18 protein-coding genes, 1 tRNA gene and 4 pseudogenes are annotated in these 22,344 nt (G+C 56.8%); 16 read left to right on the top strand and 7 right to left on the bottom strand.

The window, feature by feature from the left end; genetic code table 11:
* Positions 1–23: 23 nt before the first annotated feature.
* Together ACQ4WZ_RS19230 and ACQ4WZ_RS19235 are read right to left on the bottom strand one after the other, a co-directional pair.
* Positions 24–1,565, bottom strand: a complete 1,542-nt coding sequence (locus ACQ4WZ_RS19230; RefSeq protein ID WP_133993986.1) for a fumarate hydratase — start codon at positions 1,563–1,565, stop codon at positions 24–26.
* 99 nt (positions 1,566–1,664) lie between these two features.
* Positions 1,665–2,285, bottom strand: coding sequence for a TIGR00645 family protein (locus ACQ4WZ_RS19235; protein WP_096234101.1), 621 nt, complete (start codon positions 2,283–2,285; stop codon positions 1,665–1,667).
* Between the two features lie 293 nt (positions 2,286–2,578).
* On the opposite strand from ACQ4WZ_RS19235, the gene acs reads away from it, so the two are divergent.
* The 5 genes from acs (at position 2,579) to ACQ4WZ_RS19260 (ending at position 8,412) form a co-directional block, all read left to right on the top strand.
* Complete coding sequence (gene acs / locus ACQ4WZ_RS19240) at positions 2,579–4,585, top strand: acetate--CoA ligase (protein ID WP_436574246.1); 2,007 nt, start codon at positions 2,579–2,581, stop codon at positions 4,583–4,585.
* A 190-nt stretch (positions 4,586–4,775) separates the two neighbouring features.
* Positions 4,776–4,866: transfer RNA gene (locus tag ACQ4WZ_RS19245), tRNA-Ser, on the top strand.
* Positions 4,867–5,097: 231 nt separating this feature from the next.
* On the top strand, positions 5,098–6,408 hold the full coding sequence (locus ACQ4WZ_RS19250; protein WP_436574247.1) for a tyrosine-type recombinase/integrase: 1,311 nt from the start codon (positions 5,098–5,100) through the stop codon (positions 6,406–6,408).
* Positions 6,401–7,039 (top strand): DUF4102 domain-containing protein, encoded by a 639-nt coding sequence (locus ACQ4WZ_RS19255; protein WP_436574248.1) that lies wholly within the window; start codon positions 6,401–6,403, stop codon positions 7,037–7,039. Before ACQ4WZ_RS19250 ends, ACQ4WZ_RS19255 begins: the two co-directional genes overlap by 8 nt.
* Before the next feature lie 998 nt (positions 7,040–8,037).
* Positions 8,038–8,412 carry a phage integrase N-terminal domain-containing protein gene (locus tag ACQ4WZ_RS19260; RefSeq protein WP_436574249.1) on the top strand — a complete coding sequence of 125 codons (375 nt, stop codon included), beginning with the start codon at positions 8,038–8,040 and terminating at the stop codon, positions 8,410–8,412.
* Positions 8,413–8,425: 13 nt separating this feature from the next.
* Here ACQ4WZ_RS19260 and ACQ4WZ_RS19265 read toward each other — a convergent pair whose 3' ends face one another.
* Positions 8,426–8,755 carry a hypothetical protein gene (locus ACQ4WZ_RS19265; RefSeq protein ID WP_436574250.1) on the bottom strand — a complete coding sequence of 110 codons (330 nt, stop codon included), beginning with the start codon at positions 8,753–8,755 and terminating at the stop codon, positions 8,426–8,428.
* Positions 8,756–9,242: 487 nt separating this feature from the next.
* Here ACQ4WZ_RS19265 and ACQ4WZ_RS19270 point away from each other — a divergent pair, with 487 nt between their 5' ends.
* The 4 genes and pseudogenes from ACQ4WZ_RS19270 to ACQ4WZ_RS19285 form a co-directional block, all read left to right on the top strand.
* Positions 9,243–9,725 carry a hypothetical protein gene (locus ACQ4WZ_RS19270; RefSeq protein ID WP_436574251.1) on the top strand — a complete coding sequence of 161 codons (483 nt, stop codon included), beginning with the start codon at positions 9,243–9,245 and terminating at the stop codon, positions 9,723–9,725.
* 71 nt (positions 9,726–9,796) lie between these two features.
* Positions 9,797–10,357: pseudogene (locus ACQ4WZ_RS19275) on the top strand (DUF4391 domain-containing protein); the annotation flags it as partial.
* A gap of 59 nt (positions 10,358–10,416) precedes the next feature.
* Positions 10,417–10,716 (top strand): annotated as a pseudogene (locus ACQ4WZ_RS19280) (restriction endonuclease); the annotation flags it as partial.
* Positions 10,707–10,823: pseudogene (locus ACQ4WZ_RS19285) on the top strand (transposase); the annotation flags it as partial. The pseudogenes ACQ4WZ_RS19280 and ACQ4WZ_RS19285, both read left to right, overlap by 10 nt.
* A 613-nt stretch (positions 10,824–11,436) precedes the next feature.
* Here the strand turns inward: ACQ4WZ_RS19285 and ACQ4WZ_RS19290 are convergent.
* Positions 11,437–12,555 (bottom strand): YecA family protein, encoded by a 1,119-nt coding sequence (locus tag ACQ4WZ_RS19290; protein ID WP_436574252.1) that lies wholly within the window; start codon positions 12,553–12,555, stop codon positions 11,437–11,439.
* Positions 12,556–13,214: 659 nt separating this feature from the next.
* Here ACQ4WZ_RS19290 and ACQ4WZ_RS19295 point away from each other — a divergent pair.
* The 6 genes and pseudogenes from ACQ4WZ_RS19295 to ACQ4WZ_RS19320 all read left to right on the top strand — a co-directional run bounded on the left by ACQ4WZ_RS19295 (position 13,215) and on the right by ACQ4WZ_RS19320 (position 17,915).
* A complete protein-coding gene (locus tag ACQ4WZ_RS19295) occupies positions 13,215–14,390 on the top strand; it encodes an SIR2 family protein (protein WP_436574253.1) in 1,176 nt (391 codons plus the stop codon).
* Positions 14,391–14,403: 13 nt separating this feature from the next.
* Positions 14,404–16,164 carry an ATP-binding protein gene (locus tag ACQ4WZ_RS19300; RefSeq protein WP_436574254.1) on the top strand — a complete coding sequence of 587 codons (1,761 nt, stop codon included), beginning with the start codon at positions 14,404–14,406 and terminating at the stop codon, positions 16,162–16,164.
* A 28-nt stretch (positions 16,165–16,192) separates the two neighbouring features.
* A complete protein-coding gene (locus ACQ4WZ_RS19305; protein WP_436574464.1) occupies positions 16,193–16,396 on the top strand; it encodes a KTSC domain-containing protein in 204 nt (67 codons plus the stop codon).
* Positions 16,397–17,111: 715 nt separating this feature from the next.
* Positions 17,112–17,300: pseudogene (locus ACQ4WZ_RS19310) on the top strand (transposase); the annotation flags it as partial.
* A 41-nt stretch (positions 17,301–17,341) separates the two neighbouring features.
* Positions 17,342–17,470 carry a BPSL0067 family protein gene (locus ACQ4WZ_RS19315; RefSeq protein ID WP_436574255.1) on the top strand — a complete coding sequence of 43 codons (129 nt, stop codon included), beginning with the start codon at positions 17,342–17,344 and terminating at the stop codon, positions 17,468–17,470.
* Between the two features lie 10 nt (positions 17,471–17,480).
* Positions 17,481–17,915, top strand: a complete 435-nt coding sequence (locus ACQ4WZ_RS19320; RefSeq protein ID WP_436574256.1) for an STY0301 family protein — start codon at positions 17,481–17,483, stop codon at positions 17,913–17,915.
* Between the two features lie 12 nt (positions 17,916–17,927).
* On the opposite strand, the gene ACQ4WZ_RS19325 is transcribed toward ACQ4WZ_RS19320, so the two are convergent.
* Positions 17,928–18,350 (bottom strand): type II toxin-antitoxin system HicB family antitoxin, encoded by a 423-nt coding sequence (locus tag ACQ4WZ_RS19325; RefSeq protein WP_436574257.1) that lies wholly within the window; start codon positions 18,348–18,350, stop codon positions 17,928–17,930.
* A 252-nt stretch (positions 18,351–18,602) separates the two neighbouring features.
* Positions 18,603–20,183: an isocitrate lyase gene (locus ACQ4WZ_RS19330; protein ID WP_436574258.1), complete on the bottom strand. Its 1,581-nt coding sequence runs from the start codon at positions 20,181–20,183 to the stop codon at positions 18,603–18,605.
* Positions 20,184–20,559: 376 nt separating this feature from the next.
* On the opposite strand from ACQ4WZ_RS19330, the gene ACQ4WZ_RS19335 reads away from it, so the two are divergent.
* Complete coding sequence (locus ACQ4WZ_RS19335; RefSeq protein ID WP_436574259.1) at positions 20,560–20,985, top strand: SMI1/KNR4 family protein; 426 nt, start codon at positions 20,560–20,562, stop codon at positions 20,983–20,985.
* Positions 20,986–21,038: 53 nt separating this feature from the next.
* Here ACQ4WZ_RS19335 and ACQ4WZ_RS19340 read toward each other — a convergent pair whose 3' ends face one another.
* Positions 21,039–22,343, bottom strand: a complete 1,305-nt coding sequence (locus ACQ4WZ_RS19340) for an MFS transporter (protein ID WP_101484106.1) — start codon at positions 22,341–22,343, stop codon at positions 21,039–21,041.
* Position 22,344: the final 1 nt, after the last annotated feature.

The raw sequence follows: 22,344 nt of genomic DNA on the forward strand, positions 1-22,344 counted from the left end.
GCGCGGCGTCGGGTAGTGCCTGTTTAAGCGACGGTCACGGGAATCTTGCTGACGCTACTGAGTTGCTCGATCTTCGCCTGCCATTCTTTCGGGCCCGTGTTGTGCACCGAAGTGCCTTTCGCATCCACGGCCACCGTCACTGGCATGTCGACGACGTCGAATTCGTAGATCGCTTCCATGCCCATGTCGGCAAAGCCCAGCACCTTGGCGTGCTTGATGGCTTTCGACACCAGGTAGGCGGCGCCGCCCACGGCCATCAGGTAGGCCGACTGATGCTTCTGGATCGATTCGATGGCGACCGGGCCACGCTCGGCCTTGCCGATCATGGCGATCAGGCCCGTTTTTTCCAGCATCATGTCGGTGAACTTGTCCATGCGCGTGGCGGTCGTCGGACCGGCCGGGCCGACGGCTTCGTCGCGCACCGGATCGACGGGACCGACGTAGTAAATGACGCGGTTTTTGAAGTCGACCGGCAATTCTTCGCCCTTGGCCAGCATGTCCTGGATGCGCTTGTGCGCGGCGTCGCGGCCCGTCAGCATCTTGCCGTTTAACAGCAAGGTCTGGCCCGGCGTCCACGATGCGACTTCTTCCTTGGTCAGGGTATTCAGGTCGACGCGCTTGGATTTTTCCGTGTCCGGCGTCCAGTGCACTTCCGGCCACGACGACAGCGATGGCGGCGTCATGTAGGCAGGGCCGGAGCCGTCGAGCACGAAGTGGCCGTGGCGCGTGGCGGCGCAGTTCGGGATCATGGCGACAGGCTTCGACGCGGCGTGCGTCGGGTGCATCATGATTTTCACGTCGAGCACGGTCGTCAGGCCGCCCAGGCCCTGCGCGCCGATGCCCAGCGAGTTGATCTTGTCGCACAGCTCGATACGCAGTTCTTCCAGCTTGTTCTGCGGGCCGCGTTGTTTCAGCTCAAACATGTCGATGTCTTCCATCAACACCTCTTTTGCCATCAGCATGGCTTTTTCAGCCGTGCCGCCGATGCCGATGCCCAGCATGCCAGGCGGGCACCAGCCGGCGCCCATTGTTGGCACGGTCTTCATGACCCAGTCCACCAGCGAATCGGACGGGTTCATCATGATCATCTTGGATTTGTTTTCCGAGCCGCCGCCCTTGGCAGCGACTTTCACGTCGACGGTATTGCCTTCGACCAGTTCCATGTGCACCACGGCTGGCGTGTTGTCCTTGGTGTTCTTGCGGTCGAAATGCGGGTCGGCCACGATGGAGGCGCGCAGCTTGTTGTCGTCGAAGTTGTACGCGCGGCGCACGCCTTCGTTGACGGCGTCGGTGACCGTGCCGCTGAAACCTTCAAAGCGCACGCCCATGCCGATTTTCAGGAAGACGTTGACGATGCCCGTGTCCTGGCAAATCGGACGCTTGCCTTCCGCGCACATGCGCGAGTTGGTCAGGATTTGCGCGATCGCATCTTTTGCCGCCGGGCTTTGCTCGGCCGCATAGGCGCGCGCCAGATGCTCGATGTAATCAGCAGGGTGGTAGTAGCTAATGTACTGCAACGCTGCGGCGACGGATTCGATCAGGTCTTCTTGCTTTATGACAGTCATGGTGTTCTCGCGGTGGATAAGAAGGGTAAGATTCTTTACTAATTACGGCATCGGAAATAACAAAGCCCATGGCCACCGCTGGCGGCCATGGGCTTCTTTCTAATGGGGCGCCCGGGCCTGGTTCTGCGTCACGGTCATGATGCGGTCCGTGTAGGCAATCGCCATCGCCGACAGGATGAAGACCATATGGATCGCCGTTTGCGCGATGACCACATTCGGTTCCTTGGCATACGCGGTGGCGTTGATGAAGGTCTTCAGCAGGTGGATGGACGAAATGCCGATGATGGCCATCGCCAGTTTCGTCTTCAGCACGGATGCATTTACATGCGACAGCCATTCAGGCTGGTCCGGATGGTCGTCCAGGTGCATGCGCGAGACAAACGTTTCGTAGCCGCCGATGATGACCATGATCAACAGGTTCGAGATCATGACCACGTCGATCAAGCCCAGCACCACCAGCATGATGGTCGCTTCATTGAGCTTGACCGGTGGCGGCACGCCGGCCACGGTGACGGCGCTGATGACGTGCTGCAGGGCCGCATCATTGCCGAACACGGCGCCGATCAGGTCCGACAGTTCCACCCAGAAGTGAAATACGTACACGCATTGTGCGAGGATCAGGCCCAGGTACAGCGGCAGCTGCAGCCAGCGCGACATGAAGATGAAGGCGGACAGGGGATGCAGTTTGCTATGTTTGGGTTTTTGTGAATGGTCGATCATCTGGAGTTTCCTGGGGGTAAATACCAATTTTTGGTATGCCCGACATTTTACACTCGCTGCTGATCACTGCGCATACCCTCGATTTGGATTCTTGGCCTTGATGAAACACAAAGTGGCATCAGGTAGTTGCGGCGTTGTCGGTTTTTCATCCTGAAGGCTGGATGGCGCACTCTTGACGCCCGTCGCCAGTGGCGATTATGGTTAGAATGGATCGAGGAAAACGCTGCATGTAAGGCGTCAGTAAGACAGCAGGAATATTGTGTTAACAAACAATTACTACACTGGAGACTAGCATGGCCGCTATAGAGAACCAAGGGCAGGGCACAGAGCAGCAGGGACCGGAAGAGTCGCGCGTATTTGAACCGTCGGCAGCATTTGCCGCACAGGCAACGATTTCCGGCATGGACGCTTACCGCGCCATGGTGGCCGATGCCGAGCGCGACTACGAAGGCTTCTGGGCCAAGCTGGCGCGCGAAAACCTGAGCTGGAAAAAGCCGTTCACCCGCACCCTGAACGAAGACAACGCCCCGTTCTACAAGTGGTTCGAAGACGGCCTGCTGAACGTGTCCTATAACTGCCTGGACCGCAACATCGAAAATGGCCTGGGCGACAAGACGGCCATCATCTTCGAAGCGGATGACGGCAGCGTCACCAAGGCAACATACAAAGAGCTGCACGAAAAAGTCTGCAAGTTCGCCAACGGCCTGAAAGCCAAAGGTATCGCCAAGGGTGACCGCGTCATCATCTATATGTCGATGTCCGTCGAAGGCGTTGCCGCAATGCAAGCGTGCGCGCGCATCGGCGCCACCCACTCCGTCGTGTTCGGCGGCTTCTCGGCAAAATCCTTGCAGGAACGCATCATCGACGCGGGCGCCGTCGCCGTCATCACGGGCGACGAGCAATTGCGCGGCGGCAAGAAGCTGCCACTGAAATCCATCGTCGACGAAGCGCTGGCGCTGGGCGGCTGCGATTGCGTGAAAAACGTCATCGTCTACAAACGCACGGGCAGCGACTTGCCGATGGTAGCTGGCCGCGACACGTGGCTGCACGACCTGGTCGAAGGCCAGAGCGCGCAATGCGAACCGGAATGGGTCGATGCCGAGCATCCACTGTTTATCTTGTACACCTCCGGTTCGACGGGCACGCCGAAGGGCGTGCAGCATTCGAGCGGCGGCTACCTGCTGTGGGCCGCGCTGACGATGAAGTGGAGTTTCGACATCAAGCCCAACGACGTGTTCTGGTGCACGGCCGACATCGGCTGGGTAACGGGCCACAGCTACATCGCGTATGGCCCGATGGCCGTGGGCGCCACGCAAGTGGTGTTCGAAGGCATCCCGACCTACCCGAACGCAGGCCGTTTCTGGGAAACCATCAAGAAGCACAACGTCAGCATTTTCTACACGGCGCCTACGGCCATCCGTTCGCTGATCAAGGCGGCCGACGTGGACCCGAAAGTCCATCCAAGCAACTACGACCTGACGAGCCTGCGCCTGCTGGGCACGGTTGGCGAGCCGATCAATCCGGAAGCGTGGATGTGGTACTACAAGCACATCGGCGGCGAGAAATGCCCGATTGTCGATACCTTCTGGCAAACGGAAACGGGTGGCCACATGATCACCCCGCTGCCAGGCGCCACGCCGATGGTCCCCGGTTCCTGCACCCTGCCATTGCCGGGCATCATGGCCGCCATCGTCGACGAAGCGGGCCAGGACGTGCCGAACGGCCAGGGCGGTATTTTGGTGGTAAAACGTCCATGGCCATCGATGATCCGCACGATCTGGAACAACCCCGAGCGTTTCAAGTCCAGCTACTTCCCGGAAGAGCTGGGCGGCAAGATGTACCTGGCAGGCGACGGCGCCATCCGCAACAAGGAAACGGGCTACTTCACCATCACGGGCCGCATCGATGACGTCTTGAACGTGTCGGGCCACCGCATGGGCACGATGGAAATCGAATCGGCGCTGGTAGCCAACCCGCTGGTGGCCGAAGCGGCCGTGGTGGGCCGTCCGGACGACACGACAGGCGAATCGATCTGCGCCTTCGTGGTGCTGAAGCAAGCGCGTCCGACAGGCGAGGAAGCGAAACGACTGGCGCTGGAGCTGCGCAACTGGGTCGGCAAGGAAATCGGCCCGATCGCGAAACCGAAGGAAATCCGTTTCGGCGACAACCTGCCGAAAACCCGCTCCGGCAAAATCATGCGCCGCCTGCTGCGCGTGCTGGCCAAGGGCGAGACGATCACGCAAGACGTCTCGACCCTGGAAAACCCGGCGATTCTGGATCAGCTGAAGGAAACGTCTTAACAGACAGGCCAGTCCCTCCGGAAGGACCGTGCGCACCACTGGCGCGCATCCTTCCGGCAAGCCTGGCCAAACTTTTACCCCTGGGTAAATAACTTTGGCAGTCTGTAGAATCTTTGCTATAATCTGCGGCTTCGCGACAAGCGATATGCAGTACACAATGTGAGCAAGCAAGACGCACGCATTGCCTTCAGGAGAGATGGCTGAGCGGCTGAAGGCGCACGCCTGGAAAGCGTGTATAGGGTAATACTCTATCGGGGGTTCGAATCCCCCTCTCTCCGCCACGGATAGTAATTAAGTAAGATCAGGACGTCTCAGGAAGTCCCTCAAAAACCGCTTAGAGCCTTGATTCTAAGCGGTTTTTTCGTTTCTGGACGTTGCACAGCGTCCCAGGACATCAACCTCAAGTAGGCGCAAGTTTGGGGGCTTCTCGCACTCAGCCATTGCCGCTTGCCCCAAAAATTCAAAAAAACGACTATATTGATCTTTACAGCATGCCGCGCAGGAGGTTTGCCATGCCAAAGATCATTGCTCCGCTGACAGATTTACTCATCCGCAACGCCAAGCCACGCGAGCGGCCATACAAAATGTTCGATGGTGACGGCATGTACCTCGTCGTCGCGCCAACTGGTTCCCGCATCTGGCGTTTCAAGTTCCGGCAGGCCAACGGCAAAGAGAATACGCTGACGTTCGGCCCTTACCCGGAAATTACCTTGCAGGATGCACGTGAAAAGCGTCTGGCGACACGCCGCCTGCTGCTGCAAGGAATCGACCCCGCCAAGCATCGCGACGACGCCAAACGCTTGGCAAAGGATAAGGCGTCCAACACGTTCGAAAAAATCGCGCGCGAGTGGCACGGCAACAAAGTGCCCACGTGGAGCGAACGCACCGCCAAGAACACCATCCAGCGCCTGCAAGCGGACATCTTTCCAGCCATTGGCCGCATGCCGATCGATGAGATAAAGCACCGCGATCTGATCGCCGCGCTGCGCAAGATCGAGGACCGTGGCGCGAGTGAAGTCGCCCATCGCCTGAGAGCGGTATGTGCGTCAATTTTCAGCTACGCGATTCAGTGCGGATTCACAGAGCGCAATCTGGTCACCGATATGAAGGATGTGTTGAAGACTGTCCGCGCCGGACACTTTGCCGCCATCAACGCCGACGAACTACCGCTGTTCCTGGCCATTCTGGACCGCAACGAAGCACGTATGTTCGCGCCGACCCGCATTGCGCTGCGTCTGATGCTGCTGTGCTTTGTGCGTACCAGCGAGTTGATCGAGACGCCCTGGTGTGAAATTGACCTGGAGCGCGGCGAGTGGATCATTCCATGGCAGCGCATGAAGCGTGGCAAGCTGACCGTCAATCCGGATATGACCAACCATCACGTCTGCCTGTCGCGCCAGGCGCTGGAGCTGCTGCGCGAACTGCACGCGATCACGGGCCGCAGCAAGTACCTGTTCCCGAATCAGCGCGACCACGAAAAGCCGATCAGCAATAACACGATACTGGTGGCGCTTGGGCGCATGGGATACAAGGGCAAGATGACCGGCCATGGCTTCCGGGCGCTGGCCATGAGCACGATCAAGGAGCGCCTGGGCTACCGGCATGAAGTCGTGGACCGGCAACTGGCACATGCACCGAAGGACAAGGTGGCCAGCGCCTATGACCGGGCGCAGTTCCTGGCGGAACGGCGCCGGATGATGCAGGATTGGGCCGACTACATCGATGCCGTCAGCGGCAAGGGAGCGCCGCCGCTGACGCCCAGATTAACGCTGGTCAGCGGAGAATCCAGCCGGGATGGCGGAACAGGAGGGCACCATGTCTAAGTATGTATTGCGCCTCACGGATGCGCTTATCAAGCAGGCTGCTCCGAAGGACAAATTATATAAACTTTCCGATGGGGCTGGTCTGTACATCGAAGTGCAGCCCAGCGGCAGCAAGATCTGGCGCATGAAGTATCGCCAGCAAGGCGGTGGGGAAAGCGCTCTGACTTTTGGCCGGTATCCCGAAGTCTCCATCGCCAAAGCCCGCGAACACAGGCTTGCAGCGCATCAGATGCTGGAGCGGAAGCAGGACCCGAGCACAGAATTCAATCGAGAAAAATTGCATCCACTGCCAAAGCCTATTGCAATCGACGAAATATTCGATGAGCCGGAGTGGGGCCATGTGCAGACCAGTGTTCTGCGGGCAACCCTGCTCGCTATCCGTCACCTCGAAACCGCCTTATTTCCTGCATTGGAGCGCATTTCCGTCAGTGAAGCACAGCACAGTATCCAGCAAGCAGCCATTCGGCAAATTGAACAGGACGGTTTGCAGGTCGTTTCCCGTCAGCTGGAGGGTGTCGCGACGGCGCTCGCTGCCAGTTATTTACGTAACGGTATGAGCATGGACCAATTGGTTAGTGCGATGAAGGAGTCAAGGAGGCGGGTACGTCGCCAGGGCGACAACATGCAGTAGCTATCGGAGCCTTTGACCGGGGCCCTATTCTGCGCACTACCAAAAGCGCACTTGACGAAACGAACCGCTTGCAAACGTCGTTAACCGGCATAGAATGAAGCTCTCTTATGTGGGAATCGCTCCCACGAGGGCATGCTTCGAGCATGTCCCTATGCTTAGCGGCATAGGCGTTGCGGTCGTTACCCGCCACCATGATACATAGCAGTTTCTGCTAGATATATCGCCGGGCCATGCGGAAGCATGCACATCTCGGCACGATAAAGCGCTGCCTTCAGCGCTAACATATCCCACAGTCCGCAAGACGGATTGCCTGGATGATTGCGCCCGGTGGGCGCTTCTTCAAACAGGAGCAAGACTCCTGCCCCGATTGGTTCGCATGCCCCGCGAGGTAGCGCACCGTATGAAGCACAGCATGGCTTTGCCGCAAGCCGCACCGTTAGCAGAAATGCCCGCGATGCGATGCCATCGCGGCTGCTGCCAGCGCATGTGCTTCAGAGCCGCCAGTATCGTCACCGCGAGTGCGATGCTGGCATGTATGCCGTCGCATGCCATGGCTACGTGCGCGCGTCGTTACTGGCGGCGTGCTGCCAGTGACGACGCGCCGCCGACGGCATAGGCCCAGGCGGCAAGCGGAATTCCACCGCGTGATGTTGTTCAGTGATGGGGCCAGGCGCCCCGCATCGCAGGCAAGCCCTGCGATGTCCTTTGCCCGCTACGGGCTGATTAATAGAAGTTGATCCGTGCACGATGTGCACTCCATGGACCCTGGGTGATTGGTCCCCGCTGCGGCAGCTTCCTCCGGGAGCGCGCAGCGGTGCCACACGCGTATGCGGCGCGGGCAGGCAGTAACAGCAACCGCATATACGGGAGTGGTGTCCCGAGGCCCTTGATTCAACCTTTTCTGCCGAGGCAGTGAGGGTGGCCAGAAACACTTACCAGACAGGATTACACCACGCGGCATCGATGTGAAAACCAAAGATCGAAAGGATGACTTTGCCATGCGCGACCTGAACTACCAGCTCAAGCAACTGTGTCACCGCAACCGGGATGGCAGCTTTGCGACGCAGGCCGACCGCGAGCGCCTATTAAACTTGTGCGCCAACGACCTGGCGGAACGGGGCTTCCAGCATATGAGCGTGGACAGTCTGAAACCAAAGCACGTGGCGGCGCTGCTCGACAAGTGGAAGCAGGATGGCGTCAGTACCGGAACGATCAAGAATCGCATGAGCGCTTTGCGCTGGTGGGCCGAGAAGATCGGCAAGGAGAACATCATCGCGCGCAGCAACGGCGAATATGGCATCTCCGCGATCATTCCGGCAGCGCCAAGGCTGCACTCCTTTGCAACTCTTCTGTTCCATTCGCTACGGCCCTGATGCAAGTGGGCGGTCATCTCCCCAGGTAAATGGAAGTGACCTGCTCACGCCCATGCCCCATCTCAACCGAAATCTTCATCCGCGTAGCGTGATCTGCGAGTTTTTGTGAAGCATCCAGCTGTCTGGACGTCGGGCCGCCACAGGCTGGACTAGGTCGGCCAGTCAGCTCGGCATAGCGCCGCTGCGCGTACTCATGGCGCAGCCCATGCACACCATGAATGCCAACCTTGTCGCACTGCGCACGAAAGCGGTTCAACTGGTCCCGATACCGCAACTGCGCCGGAATCAAGCTGCCTTTTCCTGCCAGTGCCTTGGCCGCTTCCAGCACGGCGCGTTGCTGCATGGTGGCAATCGCTCTATGGCAGCAGCGCTGTATTGACGCTAGGCGTGGAATCGCTTGAGTGGGAGTTAATAAGAGGTGCACGGTGCTTCGGTCGCCCCAGCGGGCCGCATCGGCCCCAGTTGCATACCTGATCGGCGCGGAGTTGTCGGCCAGTAGTGCTATACAACATCGCATGATCAGCTGGACGAATCGTCGCCGAAATCGTCATGGAGGGGCGCGCTGGCGAAGCGCCCCTGCTCTCGCAATCCATAAGCGGCTCCACGCGTATCTGATGCGAAGCTAACTGGGCCATGGCGTACCGGCGTTGGGGAACTGGTTGCGAGCTTGCCCATACGAGCTGCTTTTTCCTCGCTCACTTCATAGTAGCCTTTGCCATCGCAGCGGAAGCAGCGCTCATTTTCACCGCAGCAAGAGCACGGAACATCCACCGGTGACGAGGGGCGCGGCATGAGCGCCTGCTTAGCCGATTCCCCCACCAGTGTGGGCGATGGCTTCACGGGCGCGGGTAGGCACCTATGCAGTCACGACCAGCATTGACGCTGATATCGCTCCCGGCGTCATCTTCTGCCTACGTGCCGAAGGCGCCGTCGCGGCCAAGGGCCAGCAATCCGACTATCCACTCGCGCCGATCTACTTGGCCCATGTTGGCGATGATGGTGCCGTGCTGTTGCCGTTCCCCCAGGCCAAGCGTATTCTGGATCGACTCAAGCGCCTGGCCCTCGGGCGCGAGCTGCCCGATGATGGCGCCTGCGCCAAGTTCGATAAGGACACGCGCCAGGGCGAGGACATGCGCCACGCCCAGAAACTGCTTGCCGCCGCAGTGGCGTCGGTGGTGGGCAAGAACGAAGAACGTGCCGTGGCCAGCCTGTTTTCGCCGGGCGGCACCCATGCCATGAAGGGTGAGTTCGCCGGCAGCAATGACTTCGAGGTGGCCGCTTTCTTGGTGGTATTGCCAGGGAACGGCGCGTGATGGCGTTCGAGGTAATTGCGGCGCTGGCGTTGCCAGCCAGTTGCCGTGTGGACCAGCGTGTCCCGAAGAGGATGCTGATCGAGAACGGCGCCCCCACCGCTGCCGATAAACGGCTTCTGACCGACACCATCGAGGAAATCCAATGGATCGCCGCGCTCAAGCCCAACACGGTGGGCATTCCCAACTATCGGGACGGGCAACGCGAATACCTGGAAGTGGCGGTGCTGAGCATCACGACGCGCGGCGCGAATTCCATTTCCGCAGACGACGAGGCGGCAGCCCCAGCCCGCATGCCCGCCACTAAAATGGTCAACACAGCACGGCTGGCCGAGCTGGTACACCGGGCAGTGCCCTACCCCGTACTGCTACTGCTGACGACACCGCAGGGACTGTTTCTGTCTGCTGCCCACAAACGTTGGGCACAGAATGAGGCCGCAAAAATTGTGCTGGATGGCGAGGTGACCATCGTCGAAGTCGCCGTTGATCTAACTCCAGCGCATCCATTCATGCAAAGCGTTGCCTTGACGCGCCAACCCCAAACCACGCTGATGGCCCTATACCAAGGCTGGCTGGACTGTCTGACGGCGTTGCAAGTGTCACGTCATACAGGCACTTATAAGGTTATGGATGATCCGGCGCACGCCGATGCGCGCAGAGCGGCCCTGCGCGAATGCCTGCGACTGGAACAGGAGGCTACCTGCGCAATATGTTACTGGATACCAAGCGGTCAATCTACGAGCACGTCATCTACGACTCGAACACAGAGCGCGACTTCGCTGATGCCTTGGAGAAGAACCACGGCGTGGTGCTGTATGCGAAGTTGCCTAGCTGGTTCAAGGTGCCCACGCCACTGGGGCCTTATAACCCAGACTGGGCTATCCTGTTCGACGAAGACGGCACGCAGCGTTTGTACTTCGTCGTGGAGACCAAGAGCAGCCTGTTCACCGACGACTTGCGGCGCAAGGAAGATGCCAAGATCGCGTGCGGCAAAGACGTACGTTTTCCCCTGAGTTCAAACAGCAGGCGGCATGCCTGGTACTGGATCAAGGATATAGCCATACGGAGGCAAGCCGGTCGGTCGGCATCGGCGAATCAGTTTAATCACGGATTGGCACCGGCCATCGCCGAAGAAAAACTTAACGTAGTCTCCGGGATGGGTTGACCACTACACAGTGCAATTAAGCAACTTATCAGTAAGGGCATAATTGAGGGTAATCCTCAATTTACAACCCGTTAAAATTAACCGTCCATAAGCATTGCCAACTAGGATTCGAATCCCCCTCTCCGCCACAGACGAAAAAGAAAAAGCTACCCTCGGGTAGCTTTTTTTTCGTCTTTGGCGGAGAGAAGCACGCCCCCTGCGGGGCGTGCGCGGGGGATTCGAAGGGTCGGGCCTACCGGCCCGGCCCTCTCCGAATCTACTGGCTGCTGCCGCTGCGCGGCAGCTCCGCGCGCCGTAGGCGCGCGTTCGTGGTGCTAATCAGGGTTTCGGCTGAGTCGGCTTCTACGGCGTCCATTGCATCAGTCCGTGTACGAATGGCGGACCTGACCCTGGCGCCCCGTTCGTGGTTCTAATTAGGTTTCGACTGAGCTGGCTTCTACGGCGCCCAGCGCATCAGTTTGTGTCCGAATGGCGGACCTGACCCCGGCACGCGCTAGTCCCTAGTGCTTGGTAACGCCATAGTGACAGTCCAAACTCAATGACCGTTTGCTAAATGTCGCGAACCAACGTCACATTGATACCCGCGAAATAGTCGCGGTTCGCAAAAGATGCAGGAGTTCCCCCTTGTCCGCCCAAATGGCCCAGATTTGCCATTTGTGAATTGCACCAATTTTTACCTTGTTCGGACAGTCCTTCATACCAGCTTGGAGAAAAATGACAATTTTCGATGCTTTGTAGAAGCATTGATCCTAAGATCGGAGCGACGTGAGTAGCTGGCTTAGCACGTAATGCGTTGGCAAATGCTTCGCAGGCTGCCTGATCTTGTTCAACCCAACACAACAAGAAGTAGCTTCGCATATTAGCGGCAAATGACATGACACATATTGCATCTGGTCTTTTTGTTTTTTCGTCAACTTCTTGTACAAGAATTCCATCGACGTCAGCATGAGGAAAAAATGCTCCTGTACACTGAATAGGAAAAATATTGTCAAATTCGAACAAGACGCCTCGGACTTTACTCCAATCCTTGCTTTCCAATATTGCATCGTATATGGTCTTATTACCGGTTGCATCACGCAATCCGAGTTCTACACCGCTGTTGAATAAATCAATGAATTCTCTAAGTCCCGCGTCTTTGTACGCTAATGCGTGGCGAAGGGAGTTTTGATTTTTTGATGCTGATTTAGCATATAACTCCCAGACAATTGCACGATAGGCTAGTAAGAAACATTGCTCTCGCGAACCTGTGAATGCTGCGTCTTCCAACGGTGCAAATAATTGTTTGTCATGGTGCCCGCAGAACCCTGGGAAAGTTGACGCCACCTTCCAACCGACGAGTTGTGGTAAGAGTTTTCCGCCAGTTTTTGTCAATGATTGCTGGCTTACTTTGTATGAGTAAACGCAGCCATCGCGTTCGATCGCGCCTAAACTTCCAGATCGTGAAACGGTATGGGCAGCAATTGTACCTCGCTTGCATTCATTAGCCATGGATTGGGGAACCATGCATTTTTTATGGGGCAATGTTTTCAGTTTCTGCGCATCCAAGCGCCCCGGCGTTAATTTTGGAGGTGTACCTCCACCATGGCATTTTTTAAATTTATTTCCTGACCCGCAAGGGCAAGGTTCGTTTCGTCCAGTTTTCGTAGTGCGGTTTGGAATTGTGTTCATATCGCCTTTGTATCTTTGTAGAATTATACTAATTCAATTGGCTGCAAGAAAATCGCAGATTTTTTTGAATATTACATTTATCGCAAAGGTTTTACCAATTTTGGCCTTCGACGGTATACTGGCTCCGTAATTTTGCTGTCTGCGTGTGCAAGTAGTAGGAAGGCCGGGGTCAGGTCCGCCATTTGGACACGGGTTGATGCATTGAGCACTGCGGAAGCCGGCTCAGTCAGAACCAAGAACGTACACCCTCAGCGCGCGAAGCTGCCCGAGCCTGCGTAGCGGGCAGCAATTGCTCGATTCGAAGAGGGTCGGTAGGTCCACCCCTCGAATCCCCCGATAGGCTATGAACTTATGCCGACGAAGACCTAAAGGTTTCTACGGTACCCAAAGCATCAATCCGTGTCCAAATGGCGGACCTGACCCCGCCTCGCTGACCCCGCCTCGCCGCAAGTTGACGCTCCTCGATAGCAGATTGGAAGCTATTGTGTCATCCAACGCTTACCATTTAGCCTGCCAGGGACTTGAAATGTCCAAGTAAACAAACTTTTCTTGCATAAATTTCAAATTATCAATATTATAATTTTAAACCATCGTCGTACATCATAAGGTTGCGCGACATTTCCAGGCCTTATTTTTATCTCACTTCCCAAAGGGCTACCGTGTCGAACACCGTTCACAATCCCGATCAATATATGTTTGACTTCAAACATATCATTTCCCATGGGCGAAAAAAGATAGGAATACTGATCGGCGCAGGCGCGCCCGTCAGCGTGAACATCGGTAAGGCAGGTGCCTATGTGCCGTTGATCCCCAATGTGGCTGGCTTAACAGACTTGATCCGGGCGGGTCTTAAGGATGAATTTAAGGAAGCTTTTGAAGGGATCGAAAAGCAAATCCACAACTCGAACATCGAGCTGGCTCTCTCTCGCATTCGGGCGCTGGCAGAGGTGATCGGCGAATCCAAGGTCTGTGGCCTCGACGCGACGGGCTTCCAATCTCTGTCGCAGAAAATATGTTCGTTGATTTATGAGATCGTGAGCAAGCCTTTACCAGCGGGAGAAAACCCATTTTCCGATACGATTTCTTGGATCAACGGCATCAATCGAAATCACCCGGTGGAAATTTTTACCACAAACTACGATTTGCTTTTTGAGGAGGCGATGGAGCGTGTCAAGACGCCCTATTTTGACGGTTTCTCCGGTTCAAAAGTTCCATTCTTCGATCCGTCCAGCATTTCAAATAACGACTTGCCAAAGCGTTGGGTGCGCCTCTGGAAACTGCACGGCTCCATTGGCTGGTCAAAGAGCGCTAGCGGTGAGATCGTCCGCAGTAACACGGATGCAGGCTCGACGATGGTGTATCCATCCCATATAAAGTATGACCAAACGCAGTCTGCGCCGTTCTCATCGTTGTTTGAGCGTTTGAAGAATTTTTTGCTAGAGCCGGACACTTTGCTCATCTGCTCGGGCTTCTCGTTCGCCGACGCGCATATCTCCGCCAAGCTGAGCGAGTGCATGTCCGCAAATCCCTCCTCCGCGTTGATCGCGTTGCAGTATCAAAATCTTGACAACGAGGTATACGCAGCGGAACTGGCCTCCCGCTGCCCGAACATGAGCGTCTACTGCCGGGACGGCGCGATCATTAACGGCATCAAGGCCCCTTGGAAATTGGGAGATCCGCCCAGCAAAAATTGGGAAGCGATCCGCGCGGAATACTGGAAGGAAGGCACGTTCTTATTAGGGGATTTCAAGCTGTTGGCTCGATTCCTCGCCATGTCAGGCGGTGGAAAGTCCAAAGCGATAGAGCCAGCGCTTGAGGTTGCCACCGATGAATAAGGAGCCGACTTACTTGGGTAGCGTCAGCGCCGTCGCGGGCTCGTCCTTGACGGTTGAGTTGGCGCCGCAGGTGAATTCTGGTTTGCTGATCATTGGTGGAAAAACCCATCGCGTAGGCCAAGTGGGCAGTTTCGTCAGGATTCCCCAAGGGTATAACAACCTGTATGGGCTAATCGCCGAAACAAGCGAATCCTCCAGCGTGGACCAGGTCGGCAACGCGCACGAGATGGATCGGCGCTGGATCAAGATCGAATTGGTGGGCGAAACGATTGGCGACGAGTTTGAGCGGGGCATCAGCCAATACCCCAGTATCAACGACGAGGCGCACTTGGTTGTCGAGAGCGATCTCAGAAAAATCTATGGCGGTGCGGCTTCCGGCCAAATAGTCGTAGGCACGCTTTCGAGCTCGGACAGTATCAAGGTCAGCATTGACTTAGATAAGCTCGTAACCCGGCACTCTGCGGTGCTGGGCTCGACGGGCTCAGGCAAGTCCACTAGCGTGTCTAGTCTGCTCAGATCCATTGTGACGGATGAGCATGGCGCGACCAGCTATCCTGCCGCGCGAATCGTGTTGATCGACATCCACGGCGAGTATTCGGCGGCGCTGGGCGATATCGCCTCCGTTTTCTCGGTCATCCCCAAGGGCGGTGAAACCAAGCTTCATATTCCCTACTGGTGCGTTTCATCCGAAAACCTGATCGATTTTCTTTGCGGCCCGATTTCGGAGGGCAATAAGAGCTTGATTTTTGATCGCATCGTGGAGCAAAAAATTGCGTTCATAAAGAACAATAACGTCCAAGATTTTGATCTGGAGCGGATTTCGGCAGACACTCCGATTCCGTTTAACCTTAAACAGATCTGGCATGACCTGATGTGGCATGACAACGTGAATTGGGAGGACAAGGAACAAACTACGCCCTCTGTTGCCGATAAAGGGAATGCGGAGACTTTGGTTCCGCCGAAATTTAATCCCCCTGCGGCAGGAGGGAAGTCTCCATTTAAGGGCAGCGGCGGCTCGATGAAAAGGCAGCTCGATTTGATGCGGTCACGTCTGTTGGACAATCAATTTTCATTTTTCATGAGTCCCGGCGATTGGCAGCCCGACGCCGGTTTGAAAGTGAAAAAGGATCTACCGGAGTTGATTCAATGTTGGCTTGGTCATGATAAGCCGATCACCATTCTAGACCTTTCGGGCATGCCTTCTGCGCGCCTGGATTTGCTGTTAGGGTCCGTTCTAGACATTATTTTCGAGTCGGCGTTATGGGGGCGGAACTACAAAGAGGGCATGAAAAATAGACCTGTTCTACTAGTACTGGAAGAGGCGCATCGCTACTTGTCGGCGGGGGCAGTTGGCTTGGCCAAAGGCATGGTGCAGAAGATTGCGAAGGAGGGGCGCAAGTTTGGCGTCGGCGCCATGCTTGTCAGTCAACGCCCCTCCGAAATAGATGAAACGATCTTGTCTCAGTGCGGAACGTTGTTCGCTCTAAGAATCAATAACGCTACAGATCGAAGTCGCGTGAAATCGGCAATGTCGGAGGGTATTTCCGGGATCGTGGACAGCTTGCCAGTGCTTCGAACGGGGGAGGCCATTATCGCTGGTGAGGCTGCCCGGTTGCCGATGCGCTGTCGGTTTAAGTTGCCGCGAGAAGGGCATTTCCCGGATAGCAAAGACCCGGTGGTCGCCGCAAGCTGGTCGAAGGCTTTTGGCAAGGAGGATTATTCAGGACTGGTGTCTGCGTGGCGTAATCAAGATCCGAGCGCCGCGCCCAAGTAGGGCCAACCAAACAGGAGATACTATGGAAATGCATTACGTTGACTCATCGAACATCGAGCGTATTGGCTATGACTCAAACGCGAGTACTTTGCGCATCGAGTTTAAGTCGAATAAGACATACGACTACTTCAATGTCCCTGAGAGCGTCTTTAATGAACTCAGGTACGCGGCATCGGTTGGCAGCTATCATGCAACTAATATTAAGAATTCGTATTCTTACGCTCAGGTCTGACTTTTAGCCCACCCATGGGGTATCGTCCACCATTCGCGCCACTCATGGTACACATCCATGGGGCAGGTCTCCCATTCGTACACGGGCTGAGGCTTTATAGGCACGGTAGAAGCTAGCTCAGTCGAGAGCTTGATTAGAACCACGAACGCGTGTCCTCGGCGCGGAACCTGCTCGTGCAGCGGGCAGCAGTTGGTCGATTCGAAGAAGGCCGGGCCGGTAGGTCCGACCCTTCGATTTCCCTCCGATAGGCTATGAACCCATGCCGACAAGAACCTAGTAGGCTCCTACGGAGCCTATGCATCAGTCCCTGTCCAGTCGGTAAACCTGATCCCGGCACGCCATACTGCGAAATCCAGTGAACTACCAAGACAATCAACCAAGCAATACTCCTGGACGCCTTTGATGTCGGGGACGTTCACACCGAATACGCTGGCTGCATCTTTGAAAATGACAACGGGGATATGTATGGCCGCTCCCTGCGATTGAGCTGAGCGTGTATTTCAGCCTAGTCGCTGCGATACAATGTTTCAAATGCAATAAAGATCGCGGAAGCGGTTCTTTTGCACTCAATAAGCAACCCCATCAATTCGTGCCTGTGGCTATGCATGTCGGCTAACGCGTTCCGCTAAGCCGACCTACGAAATTGCCACCTGTAGTGGTTTAATGTACCCGGACACTGATTTAGGCGAGAGTGCTCGCCATGGAGAGGTGTTTGATGAGCAAGCAAAGACGTACGTTTTCCCCTGAGTTCGAACGGCAGGCGGCATGCCTGGTACTGGATCAAGGATATAGCCATACAGAGGCAAGCCGGTCGGTCGGCATCGGCGAATCAGTGCTGCGCCGCTGGGTGCAGCAGCTTCAGTTGGAGCGGCAAGGCATCACGCCACAGAGTAAGGCAATCACGCGGCCCTGTATATGGGACAGACGCTGGACGGTATCATTGTCATGGATCAGTGGTCGGGCAAGCGCCCGGGCGTCGTGACTTCCCGCACCTTGCGATCCAAAGGCCAGTACAAGAATGGCTTGCATATCGATCCCAGCAACAATGCCGATGCTTTTTTCGTCATCGAATAGCGGAGTATCCATGCAACCTAGACGTTTGTTGACCGGCGCCGCCTGCTGGCTTTTCCCGGCGCTCGCGCACGCCGCCGTGGCCACATCGCTCGCTTGCCCGACGAGCGTGCCTGCGACCTCTATCAAACTGGATGCCGTACCGGCTGGCTGGACATCGTATATTGGCAGCCCGCTCTACCTGAGCGCCGCAGCGCCGATCGATGGCGCACCGGAGCGCAGGGGGCAGTTGGTGCCCAGCGGGGAGCGCAAGAAGAAAGGGCAAACGACGCTCAGCTACCGTCTGGAGGGCCCCTATCCAGATGGCAAGTGGCAGCAATGCAGTTACGGCGTGCATGGTGAAGTCACACTGTCGAGGAGGATGGACGACAGTGTCAGCGTTTGCGAATTTACCTACAGGAAAGGCAGCAAGGCTGGGCAGAACGAGATCGATATCGATTGCCGTTAAGGCATTTTGGTATCACCGCGCACCACCGCCCTTGGCTTCGGCCTCGATCAAGCTGAGCGCCGCACGCGACAGCAAGCCGCTGCGCGTTTCGTGTCGCGCCGCCGCATAGCGGTCGATCTTGCTCAGCACAAAGCGTGGCAGGCTGATGTTGATGCGTTCGGGCTTGCTATCGAGCTTTTCAAGGTCGAGGTGCACCAATGCCCAGATGCCGCCCGCATGTTCAGGATTAGCCTGCAGGGCTTCGATCTTGCTTTGCGTGATATCCACGGGCTCGCCCAGTTCCAGCAATGTCTCGATGTGACTGGTGATGCCTGCCCGGACGTTGTTGAGCGCGTCTTCCACGCTGTCGCCCCACGAGTGGACGCCTTGGATGTCGGGGACGTTCACACCGTACACGCTGGCTGCATCTTTGAAAATGACAACGGGGATATGCATGGTCGCTCCCTGTGATTGAGCTGAGCGTGCATTTCAGCATAGTCGCTGCGCTGCCAGAGTTCAAATGCAATAAAGATAGCGGAAGCGCTTTTCGCACTCAATAAGCAACCCTGCCAAGCCGCGCCTGCGGCTGTGCATGTCGGCTTACGCGTTCCGCTAAGCCGACCTACGAAATTGCCGCCTGCCCGCAGCGCAGACGCAAAAAAACCCGCCGAAGCGGGTTTTTTTTCACTCTACAGCCAAACTAAAATCTCAGAACTGGTTCATGGTGTTGTCTTTACCAGCCGCCTTCAACGCCGCTTCGCCGCTGAAGTAATCCTTGTGATCGTCGCCGATGTCCGAGCCGGACATGTTTTGATGTTTCACGCAGGCGATGCCCTGGCGGATTTCCTTGCGCTGTACGCCGGCCACGTAGCCCAGCATGCCCTGGTCGCCGAAGTATTCCTTGGCCAGGTTGTCGGTCGACAAGGCGGCCGTGTGGTAGGTCGGCAGGGTGATCAGGTGATGGAAGATGCCGGCTTCGCGGGCCGAGTCGGCCTGGAAGGTGCGGATTTTCTCGTCGGCCGTGATCGCCAATTCCGTCTGGTCGTATTCCACGCTCATCAGCTGGGCGCGTTCGTAGGCGGACACGTCCTTGCCATCGGCCTTCATGATGTCATACACCTGCTGGCGGAAGTTCAGGGTCCAGTTGAACGATGGGCTGTTGTTGTACACCAGCTTGGCGTTCGGGATGACCTTGCGGATTTCGCTGACCATGCCGCCGATTTGCGCGATATGCGGTTTTTCCGTTTCGATCCACAGCAGGTCGGCGCCGTTTTGCAGCGAGGTGATGCAGTCGAGCACGCAACGCTCTTCGCCGGAACCGGCGCGGAACTGGAACAGGTTGCTCGGCAGGCGTTTTGGACGCAGCAGCTTGCCTTCGCGCTTGATGATGACGTCGCCGTTGCCCAGCGCATCGGCCGACACTTCTTCGCAGTCGAGGAAGGCGTTGTATTGGTCACCCAGGTCGCCTGGTTCATTGGTGACGGCGATCTGCTTGGTCAGGCCGGCGCCCAGCGAATCGGTGCGGGCGACGATGATGCCGTCGTCCACGCCCAGTTCCAGGAAAGCGTAGCGGATGGCGCGGATCTTGGCCAGGAAGTCTTCATGTGGCACCGTGACTTTACCGTCCTGGTGGCCGCATTGTTTCTCGTCGGACACCTGGTTTTCGATCTGGATGCAGCAGGCGCCCGCTTCGATGAACTGTTTTGCCAGCAAATAGGTCGCTTCGGCATTGCCGAAACCGGCGTCGATGTCGGCGATGATGGGCACGACGTGGGTCACGTGGCCGTCGATCTTGACCTGGATCGCTTGCTTCTCAGCACCTTGGGCCGCGTCCAGCTGGCGGAACAGGCCGCCCAGTTCGCGGGCATCGGCTTGGCGCAGGAAGGTGTACAGCTCACGGATCAAGCTGGTGACGGCGGTTTTTTCATGCATAGACTGGTCTGGCAGCGGGCCGAACTCTGAGCGCAGTGCGGCGACCATCCAGCCGGACAGGTAGAGGTAGCGGCGGTCGGTGCTGTTGAAGTGCTTCTTGATCGAGATCATCTTCTGTTGACCGATGAAACCATGCCAGCAACCGAGCGACTGGGTGTACTTGGATGGATCCGCATCGTAGGCAGCCATGTCGTTGCGCATGATCTTGGCCGTGTAGCGGGCAATGTCCAGGCCGGTCTTGAACTTGTTCTGGGCGCGCATGCGGGCGGCGGACTCGGGATTGATGGCGTTCCAGGCACTGCCTTGTTGCTCTTTCAAACCAGCAACAGCTTTGATGTCGTCTTGATATTGGGACATGTGAATCTCCTAAAAAGAAAAGCTATGTTTGAGAAAATCGCCGAGTGCGCCACAACGTCTTGTCGAAGCAAACTGCATGACTAAATAGTAGGCCGATTCGCGCCGATGTTCAAGTCTTATATAAGACATATAACTTAAATTTAATCCTTGTTTTTCAAAGGCTTAATTATAATTTTTCAGGATGTGAAACGAATTTTCAAAAAGTGAGAGCATTAATGGCTGAGCCTGCTGTTTGAAATTTCGCGATGTGAAACGTCTTTTCAGAATTTGGTGCAGCGCGACAAATCGGGGCAAAAAAAACCACCCGAAGGTGGCGCAGAAGCAATTTTGTTTTAATATCATGTTCCGATTGTGAAAGGTAAAGTCAGCAATGCAGATGAACGGTATGGATTTGCCCGTCGAGTATGTTGCTTTTGCAGCAAGGTATCGGGACGCGGAAGGATTCTGTAATTTGAGACTGAAGGAAGAGCTCGATTCTTTCGGTAACGTCTTGCAGACGGAATTGGCTCACATCTATATGGATGTCGTCGAATTGGGTGCCCAGACAGCGAAGCTTGGCGTGTGTTTCGTAGGTGATGGCTGCTATGGGGAGCCTGGAAGTGTCAGTGCTGAGCCGGGAGCCATGCCGGACATTATTGATTTTACAGAAATCATTTGTTTCGGCATGGCCGGTGACGGGAGTCCATTCTGTTTCGATTACAGGGGTGCCCACAGCGCGCCCTCTGTCATCTTGTGGGACGATGACTACTGGCGAAAGATTGCAAACTCCTTTGAAGACTTCCTGTTGCTATTTTCTAGATAGCTTACCGGGGCAGTTGCCGCAGCGCACGAGGCAAGCCCGTGCGCTGCGTGTATCTAGCGTCCCACAGTCTGCCGCTGATCCTTGATGAACAGCGCCGTCAGCATGCCGACCACGCACACGCCGATCACGTAGTAAGCGGGGCCCAGCACGTTGTTTTTCAGCATCAGGGTCACGACCACGGGCGTCAGGCCGCCGAATATCGCGTACGACAAGTTGTAGGAAAACGACAGTCCCGAGAAGCGCACCTGGGCCGGGAACGCTTGCACCAGCACATAGGGCACGGCGCCGACGACGCCGACGAACAGGCCCGTCATCGCGTACAGGGGCAGCAGCAGGTCGGGGCGGCTGCCGACGGTGGTATAGAAGATATACGTGGAAATGGCCAGCAGCACGGAGCCGACGAAGATCACGCGCTTGCCGCCCAGGCGGTCGGCCAGCATGCCGGCGATGATGCAGCCGAAGGCCAGGCACAGGGTCGCCACGGTATTGGCCACCAGGGTGGTGCGCGGGGCGATGTGGTGGATCTTTTGCAGCAGGGCCGGCGTCATCAAAATGACGACGACGATGCCGGCCGACAGCATCCAGGTCAGCAGCATCGACACGGCGACGGCGCCGCGGTGGCTGCGCAGCACGGATTTCAGCGGCATTTCCGTGGACAGTGCCTTGCGCTGCTGCATTTCCGCAAAGACGGGGGTTTCATGCAGCCAGCGGCGCAAATACATGGCGCCAAAGCCGAAGATGCCGCCCAGCAAGAACGGATAGCGCCAGGCGCCTTCGGTGATTTCTTGCGGTGTGTAGACGGTATTCAAACCCGTCGCCACGAGCGAACCGAGCAGGATGCCCACCGTCAGGCCGGCCGTCAGCACGCCGCAGGCAAAGCCCGTGAAACGGCTGGGCACGTGTTCGGAGACAAACACCCAGGCACCCGGCACTTCGCCACCCACGGCCGCGCCCTGGAAGACGCGCATCAAGAGCAAGAGCAGCGGGGCGGCCAGGCCGATGGTGGCATAGGTGGGCAGCAGGCCGATCAGCAGGGTCGGCACGGCCATCATCAGGATGGAGAGGGTGAACATGCGCTTGCGGCCCAGCAAGTCGCCGAAGTGGGCCATGACGATGCCGCCCAAAGGACGCACCACGTAGCCGGCGGCGAAGATGCCGAAGGTTTGCAGCAAACGCAGCCATTCCGGCATTTCCGGCGGGAAGAACAGCTGGCCGATGGCGTTGGCAAAGAAGACGAAGATGATGAAATCGTAGAATTCCAGCGCGCCGCCCAAGGCGGCAAGCGACAGGGTCTTATAGTCTTGTTTGGTGAGGGGACGGCTTGCGGCGTTGATTGCGGCGGTGTTGGAAGTAGGCATG

The sequence above is a fragment of the Janthinobacterium darwini genome (assembly GCF_051380905.1).
Taxonomy (GTDB): domain Bacteria; phylum Pseudomonadota; class Gammaproteobacteria; order Burkholderiales; family Burkholderiaceae_D; genus Janthinobacterium.

Excerpts from the sequence above, each read along its gene's own strand:
- ACQ4WZ_RS19335 (WP_436574259.1), top strand. The coding sequence starts at position 20,560 with ATGAACGGTATGGATTTGCCCGTCGAGTATGTTGCTTTTGCAGCAAGG.
- ACQ4WZ_RS19325 (WP_436574257.1), bottom strand. The coding sequence starts at position 18,350 with ATGCATATCCCCGTTGTCATTTTCAAAGATGCAGCCAGCGTGTACGGT.
- ACQ4WZ_RS19255 (WP_436574248.1), top strand. The coding sequence starts at position 6,401 with ATGTCTAAGTATGTATTGCGCCTCACGGATGCGCTTATCAAGCAGGCT.
- ACQ4WZ_RS19340 (WP_101484106.1), bottom strand. The coding sequence starts at position 22,343 with ATGCCTACTTCCAACACCGCCGCAATCAACGCCGCAAGCCGTCCCCTC.
- ACQ4WZ_RS19265 (WP_436574250.1), bottom strand. The coding sequence starts at position 8,755 with ATGCAGCAACGCGCCGTGCTGGAAGCGGCCAAGGCACTGGCAGGAAAA.
- ACQ4WZ_RS19270 (WP_436574251.1), top strand. The coding sequence starts at position 9,243 with ATGGCTTCACGGGCGCGGGTAGGCACCTATGCAGTCACGACCAGCATT.
- ACQ4WZ_RS19320 (WP_436574256.1), top strand. The coding sequence starts at position 17,481 with ATGCAACCTAGACGTTTGTTGACCGGCGCCGCCTGCTGGCTTTTCCCG.
- ACQ4WZ_RS19260 (WP_436574249.1), top strand. The coding sequence starts at position 8,038 with ATGCGCGACCTGAACTACCAGCTCAAGCAACTGTGTCACCGCAACCGG.
- ACQ4WZ_RS19250 (WP_436574247.1), top strand. The coding sequence starts at position 5,098 with ATGCCAAAGATCATTGCTCCGCTGACAGATTTACTCATCCGCAACGCC.
- ACQ4WZ_RS19315 (WP_436574255.1), top strand. The coding sequence starts at position 17,342 with ATGGATCAGTGGTCGGGCAAGCGCCCGGGCGTCGTGACTTCCCGCACC.
- ACQ4WZ_RS19235 (WP_096234101.1), bottom strand. The coding sequence starts at position 2,285 with ATGATCGACCATTCACAAAAACCCAAACATAGCAAACTGCATCCCCTG.
- ACQ4WZ_RS19290 (WP_436574252.1), bottom strand. The coding sequence starts at position 12,555 with ATGAACACAATTCCAAACCGCACTACGAAAACTGGACGAAACGAACCT.
- acs (WP_436574246.1), top strand. The coding sequence starts at position 2,579 with ATGGCCGCTATAGAGAACCAAGGGCAGGGCACAGAGCAGCAGGGACCG.
- ACQ4WZ_RS19230 (WP_133993986.1), bottom strand. The coding sequence starts at position 1,565 with ATGACTGTCATAAAGCAAGAAGACCTGATCGAATCCGTCGCCGCAGCG.
- ACQ4WZ_RS19305 (WP_436574464.1), top strand. The coding sequence starts at position 16,193 with ATGCATTACGTTGACTCATCGAACATCGAGCGTATTGGCTATGACTCA.
- ACQ4WZ_RS19330 (WP_436574258.1), bottom strand. The coding sequence starts at position 20,183 with ATGTCCCAATATCAAGACGACATCAAAGCTGTTGCTGGTTTGAAAGAG.